At 48.7% G+C, this 13,993-nt stretch carries 19 protein-coding genes and 1 tRNA gene; 6 read left to right on the top strand and 14 right to left on the bottom strand.

Annotation, left to right across the window (positions count from 1 at the left end; genetic code table 11):
- Positions 1-274: 274 nt before the first annotated feature.
- From albA to QXJ75_02610, 3 genes are all read left to right on the top strand, one after another.
- Positions 275-553 (top strand): DNA-binding protein Alba, encoded by a 279-nt coding sequence (gene albA / locus QXJ75_02620; GenBank protein MEM3736973.1) that lies wholly within the window; start codon positions 275-277, stop codon positions 551-553.
- 394 nt (positions 554-947) lie between these two features.
- Positions 948-1,592 (top strand): Snf7 family protein, encoded by a 645-nt coding sequence (locus QXJ75_02615; GenBank protein MEM3736972.1) that lies wholly within the window; start codon positions 948-950, stop codon positions 1,590-1,592.
- A gap of 110 nt (positions 1,593-1,702) precedes the next feature.
- Positions 1,703-2,743, top strand: coding sequence for a hypothetical protein (locus QXJ75_02610; GenBank protein ID MEM3736971.1), 1,041 nt, complete (start codon positions 1,703-1,705; stop codon positions 2,741-2,743).
- Positions 2,744-2,749: 6 nt separating this feature from the next.
- On the opposite strand, the gene ndk is transcribed toward QXJ75_02610, so the two are convergent.
- From ndk to QXJ75_02585, 5 genes are all read right to left on the bottom strand, one after another.
- Complete coding sequence (gene ndk, locus QXJ75_02605; GenBank protein MEM3736970.1) at positions 2,750-3,172, bottom strand: nucleoside-diphosphate kinase; 423 nt, start codon at positions 3,170-3,172, stop codon at positions 2,750-2,752.
- 88 nt (positions 3,173-3,260) lie between these two features.
- Positions 3,261-3,458, bottom strand: a complete 198-nt coding sequence (locus tag QXJ75_02600; protein ID MEM3736969.1) for a 50S ribosomal protein L24e — start codon at positions 3,456-3,458, stop codon at positions 3,261-3,263.
- An 11-nt stretch (positions 3,459-3,469) separates the two neighbouring features.
- A complete protein-coding gene (locus QXJ75_02595; protein ID MEM3736968.1) occupies positions 3,470-3,679 on the bottom strand; it encodes a 30S ribosomal protein S28e in 210 nt (69 codons plus the stop codon).
- Positions 3,680-3,704: 25 nt separating this feature from the next.
- Positions 3,705-4,079 carry a 50S ribosomal protein L7Ae gene (gene rpl7ae, locus QXJ75_02590; protein MEM3736967.1) on the bottom strand — a complete coding sequence of 125 codons (375 nt, stop codon included), beginning with the start codon at positions 4,077-4,079 and terminating at the stop codon, positions 3,705-3,707.
- A gap of 100 nt (positions 4,080-4,179) precedes the next feature.
- Positions 4,180-5,946, bottom strand: a complete 1,767-nt coding sequence (locus QXJ75_02585) for a glutamate--tRNA ligase (protein MEM3736966.1) — start codon at positions 5,944-5,946, stop codon at positions 4,180-4,182.
- Between the two features lie 157 nt (positions 5,947-6,103).
- Between QXJ75_02585 and fni the strand changes: the two genes are divergently transcribed.
- Entirely contained in the window at positions 6,104-7,210 is a 1,107-nt protein-coding gene (fni, locus tag QXJ75_02580) for a type 2 isopentenyl-diphosphate Delta-isomerase (protein ID MEM3736965.1), read from the top strand.
- A 2-nt stretch (positions 7,211-7,212) separates the two neighbouring features.
- Here the strand turns inward: fni and amrB are convergent, their stop codons facing one another.
- The 8 genes from amrB to QXJ75_02540 form a co-directional block, all read right to left on the bottom strand.
- The gene (gene amrB / locus QXJ75_02575; GenBank protein MEM3736964.1) at positions 7,213-8,076 is read right to left on the bottom strand and encodes an AmmeMemoRadiSam system protein B; all 864 of its coding nucleotides are present in this window, start codon (positions 8,074-8,076) and stop codon (positions 7,213-7,215) included.
- Positions 8,077-8,116: 40 nt separating this feature from the next.
- Positions 8,117-8,755, bottom strand: a complete 639-nt coding sequence (rpsB, locus tag QXJ75_02570; GenBank protein ID MEM3736963.1) for a 30S ribosomal protein S2 — start codon at positions 8,753-8,755, stop codon at positions 8,117-8,119.
- A gap of 64 nt (positions 8,756-8,819) precedes the next feature.
- Positions 8,820-10,094, bottom strand: coding sequence for an enolase C-terminal domain-like protein (locus tag QXJ75_02565; protein ID MEM3736962.1), 1,275 nt, complete (start codon positions 10,092-10,094; stop codon positions 8,820-8,822).
- A gap of 92 nt (positions 10,095-10,186) precedes the next feature.
- Positions 10,187-10,399, bottom strand: a complete 213-nt coding sequence (locus QXJ75_02560) for a DNA-directed RNA polymerase subunit N (protein ID MEM3736961.1) — start codon at positions 10,397-10,399, stop codon at positions 10,187-10,189.
- Between the two features lie 106 nt (positions 10,400-10,505).
- A complete protein-coding gene (locus QXJ75_02555) occupies positions 10,506-10,916 on the bottom strand; it encodes a 30S ribosomal protein S9 (GenBank protein MEM3736960.1) in 411 nt (136 codons plus the stop codon).
- Positions 10,907-11,383 carry a 50S ribosomal protein L13 gene (locus QXJ75_02550; GenBank protein ID MEM3736959.1) on the bottom strand — a complete coding sequence of 159 codons (477 nt, stop codon included), beginning with the start codon at positions 11,381-11,383 and terminating at the stop codon, positions 10,907-10,909. Before QXJ75_02550 ends, QXJ75_02555 begins: the two co-directional genes overlap by 10 nt.
- Positions 11,380-11,739 (bottom strand): 50S ribosomal protein L18e, encoded by a 360-nt coding sequence (locus tag QXJ75_02545; protein MEM3736958.1) that lies wholly within the window; start codon positions 11,737-11,739, stop codon positions 11,380-11,382. The genes QXJ75_02550 and QXJ75_02545 overlap by 4 nt, the downstream gene beginning before the upstream one ends.
- Position 11,740: 1 nt before the next feature.
- Positions 11,741-12,559 carry a DNA-directed RNA polymerase subunit D gene (locus QXJ75_02540; GenBank protein ID MEM3736957.1) on the bottom strand — a complete coding sequence of 273 codons (819 nt, stop codon included), beginning with the start codon at positions 12,557-12,559 and terminating at the stop codon, positions 11,741-11,743.
- 180 nt (positions 12,560-12,739) lie between these two features.
- On the opposite strand from QXJ75_02540, the gene QXJ75_02535 reads away from it, so the two are divergent.
- Together QXJ75_02535 and QXJ75_02530 are read left to right on the top strand one after the other, a co-directional pair.
- A tRNA-Pro gene (locus QXJ75_02535) sits at positions 12,740-12,886 on the top strand.
- A 128-nt stretch (positions 12,887-13,014) separates the two neighbouring features.
- On the top strand, positions 13,015-13,329 hold the full coding sequence (locus tag QXJ75_02530; GenBank protein MEM3736956.1) for a hypothetical protein: 315 nt from the start codon (positions 13,015-13,017) through the stop codon (positions 13,327-13,329).
- 70 nt (positions 13,330-13,399) lie between these two features.
- On the opposite strand, the gene QXJ75_02525 is transcribed toward QXJ75_02530, so the two are convergent.
- Positions 13,400-13,846, bottom strand: a complete 447-nt coding sequence (locus QXJ75_02525) for an RDD family protein (protein ID MEM3736955.1) — start codon at positions 13,844-13,846, stop codon at positions 13,400-13,402.
- Positions 13,847-13,993 lie beyond the last annotated feature (147 nt).

Raw genomic sequence — 13,993 nt, 5'->3', positions numbered from 1 at the left:
GATCGATATCTGCTATCTAAACGCCCAGTTATTAAGCTTCATCGATAAGAAGCCGGGTACGGCTGATGTTTGGAAAATAGACTACATGAGACCCCCTCCACCACATTAATGGGAACATTGAGACCAGCAGTCTGCCGACGCTCAGCTAACCTAAAAAGCTTCTACTAATACGCGTTAAATGGCATAGCGAGCGTTCGGATCTTGCACGCTTAGCCGAAAGCTATATATAATTTTCAGACGCAAATATCTGCGTGACTATATAGGAGGATCCGAGATGTCCAAAGAAGCGAATACCGTCTTTATCGGTAAAAAGCCACCGATGAGCTATGTTCTCGCCGTGATAACATCCTTCAACTCCGGTGAAACAAAAGAGGTTACTTTGAAAGCTAGAGGTCGCGCCATAACGACCGCTGTAGACGTGGTCGAAATAATCCGGCGTAGGTTCCTCAAGAACATAAATATAAGCAAAATCACGACGGGAACAGAGGAGATCGCTGTAGAGGAAGGCGGAAAACGGTCTGTATCAACAATTGAAATAGTCCTAAATATTTAAAACGTTTTCCGACCTCTCAGAGGTCCTATGGCAGTATATACGGCGCATGGAGACTCAAATCTGACAAGCAGCCTGAAAAACCTAGGCTGACCCCCTAACTCCCCATTTTAATGCGTATGTATTTGTATCGTAGATATGATACGAGTGGTGTGATGCTTCGTGCAAGCTCGACTTTTTTCGTCGAGCTTGGCTTTGAACACTGTTTTTAGGTTTGTTCTTGACTCAATTTGTCAGTAATTCAGTCTAAAATCCATCATAGGCGCTCCGCTTTTTACAATATTTTTGGTTAAATTAGGGCTGTAGCCCAACAGTTTCTTCGCAAATGAATCATAGTTCTCCTTCCAAAAATTTATGATCACTTCGACGGAGCTTATAGTGACGGAGGTCTACGGTGTTGAAGTTTGTCAAGGACTGGGATATAGTGAAGAAAGAGTCTATCTTGGATAAGATAGGAGAGAGGATCCATAACAGGCCTCCTCTGAAGGAGCGGCTTTCGAACTCAATATACAGGATTAAAGTAATCCAGTCTAAGCTAGAGCAGTTCAGCAATAGGCTGGAAAGCAAGAATAGAGAACTCTTCGAACACTGCACTACTGCTATCTCAGAGGCTGATGAGGGGCGAGCAGCGATATACGCCAATGAGTGCGCGGAGGTCAGAAAGATAGCTAAAGTGGTCCTTCGTAGTCAGTTGGCTTTGGAGCAGGTTGGTCTTAGACTAGAGACGATACGGGAGTTTGGCGATGTAGCAGCTGAGATGAGCCCGTTGACCCATGTAATTCAATCTTTGAAAGGTCATCTTGCAGGGATCATCCCAGAAGTTTCGTATGAGTTAGGTGTTATAGGCGATACTCTGAACGGGTTGGTAGTAGAGGCGGGGGAGGCTACAGGCTCGGGGTTTGACTTCGAGGCATCAAGCAGCGAGGCTCAGAAAATACTCCATGACGCCAATGTTGTGGCTGAACAGAGGATGAAAGACCACTTCCCTGCACTTCCAGTTCCAGGAGGGGCAACCTCAGAGAGTACACCGGAATCACGCTGAAGCTTCCTCTCAGCCAACTTCCTATAGGTTCGCCACCAAAATGGCAATTAGACTGTAGAGGCGCTGCCTTCATGGTTTAAGGCCGCGGTTGAAATAGAGAGGCTTCCGGTTTGGAGGGTGAGAGGCCAAATCACATTTCCTGTATATGCGGGCTTGTCTTGGTGTTAGCATCGACTGTGGCATGGATATATGCAGCCTCATACTTGATGCCCTTTATGGGTTTGGAGCCCGCTTCAGTGAGGCTCTCTTTCTTCGCCGCCCTACTTGGAGCCTCAGCCGCATTCCTATCAGGCAAGAGCAGGGGTCGACTTAGGAAGATATTCTACGAACCATATTTTGCCAGCTATCTTGACCTCCTGCTGGTCTTCATCCCATTGGCAGCCATATACATTTTCGTAATCCAAGTTTTCGTTGGGGAGCTTCCTCAAGCAAAGTATGTTATCGACCAGATAACAGCACATCCTCTCCCGTTGCTCTCTTCGTGGATATTTGCTTTTACGGTTTTTAAGACTCTAAATATGCTCTATGAGAAAACATGCAAACTTTTATCCCAAAACGTGCCCAATTTTTGCGCTTGCCTTGGTGGGTGGCTAAGACCAACAAGTTTACTGGCTGACTTAGATGTAATCTTAGATAAGTTAAAGATGCAACGAGAGCGGATAGCTCAAGCCTCAGCTAAAGCTCAGAGTCGGAGTGCGTTTCTCTTCGAGAAGTGTAGCCGGGCTCGTGCGGCTGGGGATGATGACACGGCTAAGGTCTACGCTGAAGAATGTTCCGAGAGCCGTAAGATAGCAGAGATTCTCCTCTCAAGTCAGATGACCTTAGACGCTATTGTGTTGCGGCTTGAAACGGTGAAGGAGCTTGGAGGCGTCGCGGATTTATTTCACCCGATCTCCGGGGCAATTGCTGGTTTAGCGAAGCAGCTGGCCAATGTCATGCCGGAAGTGTCGGAAGAACTTAGAAAGATGGTAGAGGAGACTGGATGTTTCATTGGAGTAACTGACCTCCCAACATGTACGAGCTTGGGGGAATTTGAGCTTAAGGGCGATACTCAGAAGATTCTCGCCCAAGCCGCCTCCACTGCCAGGCGGAAAGCGCAGAGTATCTTACCTGAAACTCCCACCAAAAATGTGGACCACTGGTCCTCTTGAGGAGGGTTAATACTTCATAATCTCATCATTCTCGAAGAATATTTTTATCTCTCTCTCAGCACTTTCGGAGCTGTCAGCTGCGTGTATTACGTTCATGGTGACAGATATACCGTAGTCTCGCCGGATGGTTCCAACTTCAGCCTTTGACGGCTCTGTGGCGCCTACCAAACGCCGCATCCTTTCTACAGCGTTTTCCCCTTCGACCACCATCGGGACAATCGGCCCTGAGGTCAGGTGGGCAACAAGGTCTTTATAGAACGGTTTACCTTTATGCATCTCGTAAAGTCGAGCGATATGCCGTTCCGGGTCAGCACGTATCATCTTCAAGGCGCAAACGGAGAGCCCATAACTCTCTATCCGCCTAATTATCTCGCCTACTAGTCTTCGTGTAACAGCTGAGGGCTTTAACAGAACAAAAGTTCTCTCTATCAACCTGATTACCCACACCCACGCATTGAAATGGAGGTCGCCTTAAACGGTGTCACGATCAACTGGCGCGCCTCGCAATATGGTGAGTTTAGCCACGGCCTTTTTCTTTTTTCCCATAATAAGCGGTCCACTTCAATTTACGTGAGTCACGTCCCATCTGTAGCGAGCTTTTGCGGCATTTGCTCGAACAATACCAGAGGACGCTTCCATCGTTCCTGACATACATTAATCCGAAGCCTGGGGGGAAGTCTTTCCCACAGAAGGAGCATCGGCGTAGTCTTGGCAAGGGTCCTCCTCCTAAGAGATTTTCTTTGCTTCCCTCTCAGTATCTCTCAACATGAGGATGTCGCCCATCCGAACTGGGCCTCGGACGTTCCTCGTAATAATCCTCCCGCGATCCTTTCCTTCAAGAACTTTTACCCTAACCTGGGTGACCTCCCCAGTTACACCAGTTCTACCTACAACCTGTACCACTTCTGCCGGAGTAGATTGTCGCACCGCACTCATTTAGGGGCGGATCCTCCTAGAAGGTCTAAGCCTTCTTCAACGCTTCAACTTTCTTGGTGATCTCCTTCAATATCTCCGCAGCATTTCCTGCCTCAATAATGGAAACTGCCGCAGCTTTGACATCAAGCCCGGACGCCTGACCTAACCTCTCCTTACTAGGTACGTATATGTAGGGGATCTTCCGCTCCTCGCAGAGGAGAGGGAGGTGGGCGACTATCTCTGGTGGTTCGACATCTTCAGCTATGGCTACGATCTTTGCGATCCCTCTCTCTATAGCCTTGGTCGACTCGTTTGTCCCACGCCTGATCTTTCCAGTATCACGTGCTAACTGTATGGCTTCGTAAGCTGCTTCTGCGAGTTCTTTTGGAACGTCAAATTTCACATAGAAAGCTTTCTGCATTACCTTCCACCTCAACCTAAGTTTTCATCGGCTTTCTTATGGCGTGTCAAGCAGTATTAGAAGCCTTAAATATAAATCTTAGGGTAAGTTTGGCTCCAGCTCACTTGTGTGTGAAGTATACTGTAATCTTTCCATTCAGTTTGTCTACTCTAACGAAGCCGAAACGCTCGAACTGGAGCACCTGCCCAACACGGAGTTCCCTGCACGCCTCTTCAGCTAGCCCTCTACGGATGGTAGCGTCAGGCATAACGACTTCGGTCTCAATTCCTGTGCCTGAGGGCAGGAAATGTATCAAGGGGGCTCCAAGCTTCTTAGCCTCTTCATAGGATTCGCTGTGGTAAACTGCCTCTACGGCTCCCTCCTTAAGATCCGTAACTTCGACATTAAAGAGGCCCATCAACCTGACAACAGTCTTCCTCTTCAGAAGCCCCATATCGTTGCCTGCGATGTTGAGAGTGAGAATCTCACCCTCAGGGTGTAATTGGAACTCTCTGAAGCCCCACTCCGGATGGTCTGGGTGGAGATGCAACCCCACAGAGTAAGGTCGTCCTATACCTTTCACTCTTAGAGGTGTTGGGTTCTCTACGAAGAAGTAACGTGGAGCGGATGGATCTATGATTCGACGGTTGTAGGTGTAAAGGGTCTCCCAGCTCAGGGTGATGTCCACAGGCTTAACTCCGATTTCTAATATCATTCGCCGTATGGCATCAGGCTGTATTCCCCTCCGCCGCAAAGCTGCGAAGGTAGCTAGCCGTGGATCATCATACCCACTATATGCGCCACTCTCCACACCCCTCTTTATCTCCGATTTGCTCAAGGATGCCCCTGTGATCTTGAGTCGCCCGTAGTGGATCGTCTCAGGGTACTCCCACCCAAAGTGTTCATATAGGAACCGCTGTCTCACCTCGTTGGTAAGATGCTCCTTCCCTCTAATGATATGTGTAACCTCGAGCAGGTGGTCGTCCAAGCCGCAGGAGAGGTTATATAGAGGCCAGACTCGGAAACTGTCTGCCGTAATGGGGTGTGGAGTTTTTCTAGTGTCAATTATCCTCATCGCCGGCCAGTCTCTAACCGCTGGGTTCGGATGTTGAAGGTCGGTCTTAACCCTGACTACAGCTTTTCCCTCCGCATATTCGCCTTTAAGCATCTTATCCCACCTCTCCAAGTTCTCCCCCCCGCTCAGTATTCTGCACGGGCAAGCTCTCCCAGCGACAACTAACCTGTGAAACTTTTGAGGCTCGCAGACGCAGACGTAAGCCTTCTCCATTTCTAAGAGCTTCTTTACATAATCATAGTATATCTCAAGTCTCTGGCTCTGGATAAACTCGCCACTCCACCGGCAACCCAGCCACCTAAGATCCTCCCGAATGCCCTCATAGAACTCAAGCTTAGGTCTCTTCAACCTTGGGTCAGTATCCTCGAAGCGAAGATAGAACTTCCCCTTATACTCCTCCGCATACTCATAGGACAACACTATCGCTCTGGCAGAGCCCATGTGAAGGACGCAGTCCGGATTAGGCGAGAAACGCGTAACGATAACGCTGTAGCGCCCAGCATTAGGTAAGGGTGGAAGCGGACGCTCCTCGGGTCTTCTCTCCCTCTCAGTTAAGGATTCAGGCCACCTCTCTTCTAGCATGCGCCTCTGCTCAACTGGCGTAAGTTTGTTAACAGCTTCAACAATCACAATTGCAATATCAGAAACCTCTTTATGCCGGCTCCGATACTGAGGCTCTTCCGCTAGTATCCGCCTAACAACAGCTTGAACTTGGGCTCTCCCACCGTGAGTGTAAGCGTTATACAGTGCAGCTTTCTCGATGAGCGCTCTAAGCCTTTCCTCATCTTGGATGCTGGGCGGATTAGTCACCATGGTCAGGAATCTAATCTAGCCTAGAGATTATTAATAGTTGTCAAGGACCGAGGGCGCTAAAGGTAAGCGTGCCCGGGGTATTAGGTTGTTGACGTTTTAACGTAGGCACCTACATATACTTGTCACGATACTATCTATTTGAGCCCGGGGTGTTTATTTGTCTCCGAATACAAGAACCGAGCGTAGAAAACTGGATCACATAAAGATCTGCCTTGAAAGGGGTGTTCAGTTTAAGACCGTTACCGCCGGGTTCGAGGATGTCCACCTAATCCACAGGGCTCTCCCAGAGGTCAATCTTAGAGAAGTAGACACTACCTCCAAGCTTCTAGGTCACCCTCTAACGGCGCCAATAATAATTGAAGCAATGACTGGAGGTACCCCAGAGGCGGAGAAGTTAAACGCTACACTGGCTGAGGCGGCAGAGAAGTTCTCTATTGGGATGGGGGTTGGAAGCCAGCGTGCTGCACTTGAGAATCCGCATCTAACCCAAACTTACGCGATTGTTAGAGATAAAGCGCCTAACGCTTTCATAATGGCAAATCTAGGCTGTTCTCAGCTACTCAAAGGCAACTGTCTCGAACAGGCTGAGAAAGCCGTAGAAATGATCAAAGCCGACGCGTTGGCGGTACACCTCAACCCCCTCCAAGAAGCAGTAATGGTTGAAGGCCAGACTGATTTTAAAGGCAGCTTGGGCGTTATCAAAGAGATAGCCCAAACACTGAAGAGTCCGGTGGTAGCGAAGGAGACGGGAGCGGGAGTAGCCGCTGAGGAGGCGAGGCTGCTTGAGGGAGCGGGAGTTAAGGCGATCGATGTGGGCGGCGCAGGTGGGACAAGCTGGTCTGCAGTAGAATACTACAGAGCTAGGAGCTCCGGCAACGAACGCGGTGAACAGTTAGGTTCTACTTTCTGGGATTGGGGTATACCTACGGTGCCGAGCCTAATAGAGGTAAGATCTTCCACCAATCTAACTGTGATCGCAAGCGGCGGCATCAGGAGCGGCATAGAGGCAGCCAAGGCATTAGCCCTCGGAGCTGACGCAGTCGGCATTGCACTTCCTCTTCTAAAGGCTGCGGTAAGAGGACGGAAACAAACTTTTAAAGCTATTCAACGCATCGTTGAGGAGTTAAAGGTAGCGATGTTTTTGGCCGGTGCCGCATCTGTCAAGGAGCTTACAGAGAAACCTGTTGTTATTACTGGTAAGACTGCGGAGTGGCTGAAAGCTAGAGGTTTCAGCGTTGAGTCATCTAGAAGGATAGGCAGGTAACTTTAACACTTCGAGAATGCCATAGCACAATAGCCGACCACAGCGGATTTATCGCCCGTTACATCTCCTGACGTAGCATATTTAAGCAAAACGGCTTTCTCCGCTGCTAGTAGCTTAGAGGCAGTGATCATCGCTGCCACCGGTCCGACGCCGCACATTGAGATGTTGAGGCTATTTACAACCCTATAGAGTTCATCCACGTTTAGGCGGCTCATGGCATCTATAGCGGCATGATCTTTCTTCTCAGCTGAGGTTTGGCGTTCGTAGTGGGTCATGTCGCTCGAGGCTATAATAACGGCGTCTACACCTAGAAGGGCTGAAGCTATTGCCCTTCCGACATCCACCGCTACATCCAGATCTTGTAGAAGCATACAGATGGGAACAAAGTTGAACCTCGACTGTAAGATATACTGAAGGAATGGGAGCTGGAGTTCTATTGAGTGCTCATAAGCGTGAGCCTTCTCATCTATGTCAATGTATGAGGATGCCTTCTGAATTCTCCCAGCAATCTCAGAGTCGATTGCAGTTTCGCCTAGCGGGGTTCTCCACAAACCCTCTAACATTATGGACACACCGCTACCCATGCCGGTGTGATTCGGGCCTATAACCACAACCGTCCTAGGTGTGCCATCCTCAGCGAGAGCACCATAGGAGTGGGCTGCTACGGGTCCCGAGTACATGTACCCAGCATGCGGGCAGAGCAACCCAACTATTCTCCGCGGCCCCTTTGGGTTTAAGTTGGGGATTACTCTTGGGCCTAGGGTGTGCAAGAAGCACTCCTCCTCAAGTTGCCTCTTGAGCGTAGTCTCGGTGCCTGCATACCAAGATCCCGCGACACTAGCATGCCTGACTTTCACTATACTCACCCGAGGGATTATAACCGTGCGCCTGCAGCACTTCAGCATCCTACTCAGATCTGTACTCTAGCTTTTCCTCCGTAAGTTTAGTCTCAAAGTCTTCTACGGTGATGGGGGGGTTCTCCTCAGGGGAGAGCAGTTTCCTCTCCCTAAGATACTGCCTAGCCAAAAGCCAGTAGACCATCGCGAGGGCTTTTCTTCCTTTATTGTTGGTTGGGATGACGAGGTCGATATTTTTGAACGTGTTGTCCGTATCACAGAGAGCAACCACAGGTAGGCCTATCATTGAAGCCTCTGTTACGGCCTGGCTATCTGCGGAGGGGTCGGTTACTATTACAACTTCTGGCTCCATGTAGCTGGGGCATATCGGATTAGTGAATGCTCCTGGCGGGAATCTGCCGACTATCGGTGTCGCTCTTGTTAACTCGCAGAACTTCAAGACCGAATGTTGCCCGTAGAGTCTGGAGGAAACGACAGCTATCCTCTCGGGTGTAAAGTTAGCGAGGAACTTCGCAGCGATCCTGATTCGTTCATCAGTCTTTCTCGTGTCCAGAATGAATAACCCATCTGGCCTAACTCGGTAAATGAATGGCTTCATATCTTTCGTCTTAACTCTGGTGCCTATCTGAATTCCAGAAGGCATCAGTACGTCCAACGGAAGTAGGTATGTGTAAACTTCAGTTGTCAAATGTGTGCCTCCTACCCTTTTAACGCTCTCATCCTGATAGCATGTTAGGCGTGGTGGAATCCTTTTAACTCAAGTTTATTAATGTTGTCTTTCCAGTTCCACCATCCGGGCTTCTGCCCTTCAAAGTCTCCTCAATCCTCAACAATTCGTTAAGTTTTGCGACCCGTTCTCCTCCCACGATGCCAGTCTTGATGATAGGGCAACCGAAGGCTACAGTTAAGTGTGCCAGATGTTCATCGCAAGTGTCGCCTGACCGATGGGATGTGACTGCCTTATAACCGTGTTTATCGGCTAATTCTACAGCTTTATAGGCGTCTGAGATTGTTCCTATCTGGTTCGGTTTTATAATTATGGCGTTGGCGGCGCCCTCTTCTATACCCTTCCTCAGCCTGTTCACGTTTGTAACGAAGAGATCATCCCCGCAGATTAAGCAACCCTTGGCGCTCCGTGTTAACTCCGCAAACCCTCCGAAGTCGTCCTCGTGAACAGGGTCTTCCACGTAAACTAACTTGAACTTTTCGATAAGACTTTTAATATAATCTACTTGCTCTCCTTCATCCCTTGTAACTCCTTCGCCCACATAGTTGTAGACTCTCCTCTCTTCTACCCACAATGTAGAAGCTGCGACATCCAGGCCGACTCGCACATCGACGCCGCTCTCTGACGAAACCCTCTCAGCCGCTTCAACTAACACGTCTAGAGCGGCGTGATTATGTATTCTGGGGGCCCAAGCACCTTCGTCGCCCTTCCCTCGAGTAAAAGTCAGGTCGACTTTCTCAAGCCGTTCTCCCACAGCCCTGTGCACTTTCACCATGGCCTTGTAGGCGTCGCTAAAGGTCTCAGCACGCCATGGCAAGACTAAGAACTCTTGAATGTCCGGGGCCCCCCTCCCTGCATGCTTACCCCCTCCAATGACATTTCCTAGAGGGTGAGGCAGAAGGGGCTGTGTCTTGATCAGAGAACGAAATAAAGGTATCCCATGTGAGGAAGCGGCAGCTGCAGCTGCAGCGACGGAGACAGCATAAGACGCATTGCCACCGATCCTCCTAAAGTCTTCGGTGCCATCAACTTCGTGGAGGGCGTTATCCACAGCCTCTTGGCTGTCGGAATTTACGCCTAAAAGGCGCGGCGCGACAACTTTCTCAATTATATCTATTGACTTATCAACTCCTCCTTCTGGGTAATATGCAACTTCATGTTTACCTCTGCTCGCTCCAGTTGGGGCGGCGGCTCTGCCTTTGCCGCTGAGGGTTTCCACCTCCACCTCCACTGTCTCCTCGCCTCTGCTGTTGAAGATCTTTCTAGCATGGACGGCTTTTATCATGGAGACTGAACCCAAATTCGTCACCATGTTCAATTTGAGTCTACTTAGAGATATTTAATCTGTGGATAAATCTGGCCAGCATGGAAGATTCATCGAAGCATCATATGCTATTTCTCTTCATACTTCTTCTCATAAAACTTCAGGACCTCATCCAAAATATCGATGTGTGTGAGGAGCATTCTACGACAGCAATACCGACGCACCCCCAACCTATCAATAACCTCGGCTGGGTTTTTGCCGCTTTTGACTTCAAAGGCGAAATTCTCCCATTTATCGCCTATAACCGCCCCACAAGTAAAACAGCGGACTGGAATCTGAATATCCGACACCCCTCTAATTTCTGACGCAGATGCCCTACACCAGCTCCTGATATATAACCTTTAACGCCATGAGATATTTGCTACCAACAGCCGCCTTTTAGCGTCCTCATCGGTATGATTTCTGCCGTCGCCTTCGCGCCCCCCACCCGCCAGCCTTCTTCATTTCCTTCCGTCTGGGATCTCCAACTAACATCGCGCGATCGTAATCTGTCATAAGCCGCTTGAGCTTAGTGGATTTAAACCAATTGATAAGTCCGCGGGCGATACTTGTACGCACCGCTTCAGCCTGACCCATAAAGCCGCCGCCATTCACAGTCACATCAATGTCTACCTGCCTTCTCAGATCTCCAGCTAAGATCAAGGGCTCAAGAATCTTGGAGCGGGCAACCTCATTGGGATATAACTCAACAGGTGTCTGATTCACATGGATTATACCGGCGCCTGGCCTAATTACGGCGCGCGCAACGGCACTTTTTCTTTTACCTATCACGACAAGGGATTGTTTCCTTACCGGCATTTAACATCTCCTCTCCAACCGACTTCGCTAGCTAGTGTGCCTAGAGTCAAAGATGCACACCTTAACTTTGAAGCTGAAGCGCTTGGGATAGTTTGAGCCTTTACGCCCTCAATCTCAGAAGGCACTGAAATGTACACTTTAAGTGCGGCTAGAGCTTTAATTCCCTTCTCCTTATCCATCGGGAGCATCCCCCGAACCACCCGTCTCAGCATCGTGTCAGGTCTGCGGGGGTGGCGAGGCCCATGTTTCGGATTAGCCCTACCTACTATTTCGAGGAACTTGCGAAGTTCGTTAATACGCCTAGATCTTTTCCCCGCGAGCACAGCATTCTCGGCGTTGACTATAATTATCTTCTCCCCGGATAGAAGTCTCTTAGCTACCACGCTAGCGAGTCTACCTACCACTAGGCCTGTGGCGTCAATGACTGTTTGATCTACTACTGGGTGTAGGTTCACCTGTATACTCACCCGATTAGCTTCACATTTGAACCATTGGGAATCTGAGCGACTATTTCGTTAATTGTTAGGCAACTCCCTCCGGCTCTCTCTATTTTCTCTTTAGCCTTTGCGGAAAAATCAAAGGCCGCAATCGAGACGGGGTGGTTTATATTCCCCGAACCTAAAGTCTTACCCGGTATTATGACGACGTCACCACCTCGTGTATGGCGGTTTACCCGGCTTAGGTTCACCGTCACTCTCCTCCTTCTGGGTTGCATTATATACTCAGCCAGCACACGCCAAATCCTAACCTTTCCTCCCTGCGACGCTTTACGCAGCGCCCTAATGAGCTCTAGTCTCTCAGGGTTAGTGGTTCTTGCCTTCAACTTAGCCCCCACACACGCTCTTGACCTCTTTAACGAATTTCTCAGCTCCTTCTATAAGAATTTTAACTGCGTGGTATATAATCTTCTCAACAGGCAGGGCGCCTGTGGTCTCAACGTAAAACACGAAGGAGGTATCATCCCCATAAACCTCGATTGCGGGGGGTTTCATAGGGCATTTTTTAACGCACTCCATACACAGCGTGCAGGCAAGGAGGTCTATCACCATAATCTTATTGTCCCTGAAGCCAAGGACCCTCTTCGGGCAAGCCTCTACACACTTTCCACACGCATCACATGTTGACTTATTGATCTCTATAACGGGGAGATATTTGTAGGCGCAAGCTGATGTAGGTTGCCACTTAGCATGCTGTTTACCTGTACCCAATCTTGAGTAGGCCTCAAGTTTGATCTTCTGCCCAGAGGCGAGCTTAACTATTGGAATTCGGGGTGAAACTGGGGTTACGTCTGGATCCTCGGACTTCAGATCACCTGAGTAGACAGTCTTCATCGAACCTTCAGCCTCAGCCTCCAAAGTTATAAGTGTTCGACAACGGTTACACCCAGTCTCACTCTTACACTCACACGCTTCTGGGAGCACATAGGTGTCGAGGTCTGTTTTCAGCGGAATTAAACCCAGCCTGTGAGCTATTGTTTCATCATCCAAGGCGGATTTGTTATCGTAGAAGAATACATCATCTATCGCCATAGATGGGACTTCGCTTATCATTATGCGTCGGAGGGCGTTGGCGAAGGCTGGTGTTGAACCAGCTAAAATGAAGCGGATTGAATTCTCAGTCTTCTCTATGATCTTAACTTCCATATTCCTCTTCCAACCTTGGAATGAACCGATGAAGGTAATCCCAACAATTTAAGTTTATGGTTTGCTTATACTCTCCATGGCTTTGCCACATTAAAACTCTACGCCCCAGCGAAGTCTGCAATTAGAGAAATAGTGATAAAGAAGTGGAGAACAATACCGTGCTCGTGTTAGAAAATTCAAGGGGCAGTCGTCTAGCTTGGTCTAATCCCTTCTAGGGTATGCCAAGAAGATCCCAGAGCACCGCGAAGCAGAGGTGTGGGGAACCTGGGGAGCCCTAGCCAGGGTGCAGAACGCTGGAGCTCAGGGGTTCAAATCCCCTCTGCCCCACTACTAAATTTATAGAATTTAAGCGCTTTTTGGGGTTATTTTTGAGAAAGAAGTTCTCTAAATCTTCTTTTGATTTTCTCCGCAAAATGCATTTTGGATTTTCGTTCAAACTATGAATGTTTATATCGTTGATTGAGAATGATGTTGTAGGGATGTTTGTGGCTGGTTCGCGTCATCCTTCTTGGGACAAGATGTTCGCTGTTCTGGGTGATGGTAAGCCTAAGACGCATAGGCAGATTGTTAGGGCGACGGGTCTCGGTGAGTCGGCTGTTTGGGCCGTGTTAAACTACTATTGGAAGAAAGGCGTTATTCTACGCACGGACAAGCCCATCCGCGAGTATGAGCGCTTCTTTAAGGGCAGAGCAGGCTTCAAAGGAGCGATGAGATCTTATTACCTCAAGGTGCAACATCTAAAATATTCGTCTCTTGTATCGATTGACTAAAATTACCACCTTAAATCTATCCGTCCGTAAAAATATTTAGCCTTTCTATAAGGTGATATTTCTCCCTCAATTAAGCCTGTACGACTAAAGTTCGCGCAGCAATGTCTCCTAACCTCTGCCTCTTACCACTTAAAGCCACTAGAACAACCCCTATAATGTAGAATGCTGGTAGTAAGTCAACTATCCTAAGGACATTGCGAATTAACGCCGCGCCATAGTCAACACTTGAACCATCTTCCCTGACAACCTTTATCCTCAACCACCTCTTCGCAGGCGTTTGACCTTGAGATCCTTCAAAGTAAGTAAAGTATATAACCCATAAAACCCAGTTCAAACCGAAGAGATCAAAAAACGCCATAAAATTGAAAGCCCAGTGAAAGGGGAACATCAAAGCAGACACAACTAATCTAAACAATAATGCCGCAAAAATTATCGCTATGTGGTCTACGACTGCTGCAACCGCTCTGGAGCCGAGATCAGCTAGCTTCAGGCTTGAGCCTTTTCTTGTAGTTGCCACCAACTGCTCTCCACAGCTGGGACAGAAAGTCGCGTTAGCAGGTAGCTCTTTACCGCACTTTTGACAGGAAGCCGTATGATCACCAACCACCTAGTTAACTGTGAAACTAATAAAACTGTTGATTCAGTTAGTGGCCGATTCGCACAG

Source organism: Candidatus Bathyarchaeia archaeon (assembly GCA_038883335.1).
Taxonomy (GTDB): Archaea; Thermoproteota; Bathyarchaeia; order Hecatellales; family Hecatellaceae; genus JAVZMI01.
This window is presented reverse-complemented; position numbering and strand designations above follow the sequence as displayed.

Coding starts and splice junctions, on each gene's coding strand:
- albA (MEM3736973.1), top strand. CDS start 275: ATGTCCAAAGAAGCGAATACCGTCTTTATCGGTAAAAAGCCACCGATG.
- QXJ75_02595 (MEM3736968.1), bottom strand. CDS start 3,679: ATGAGTGCGGTGCGACAATCTACTCCGGCAGAAGTGGTACAGGTTGTA.
- rpl7ae (MEM3736967.1), bottom strand. CDS start 4,079: ATGCAGAAAGCTTTCTATGTGAAATTTGACGTTCCAAAAGAACTCGCA.
- QXJ75_02585 (MEM3736966.1), bottom strand. CDS start 5,946: ATGGTGACTAATCCGCCCAGCATCCAAGATGAGGAAAGGCTTAGAGCG.
- QXJ75_02555 (MEM3736960.1), bottom strand. CDS start 10,916: ATGCCGGTAAGGAAACAATCCCTTGTCGTGATAGGTAAAAGAAAAAGT.
- QXJ75_02540 (MEM3736957.1), bottom strand. CDS start 12,559: ATGGAAGTTAAGATCATAGAGAAGACTGAGAATTCAATCCGCTTCATT.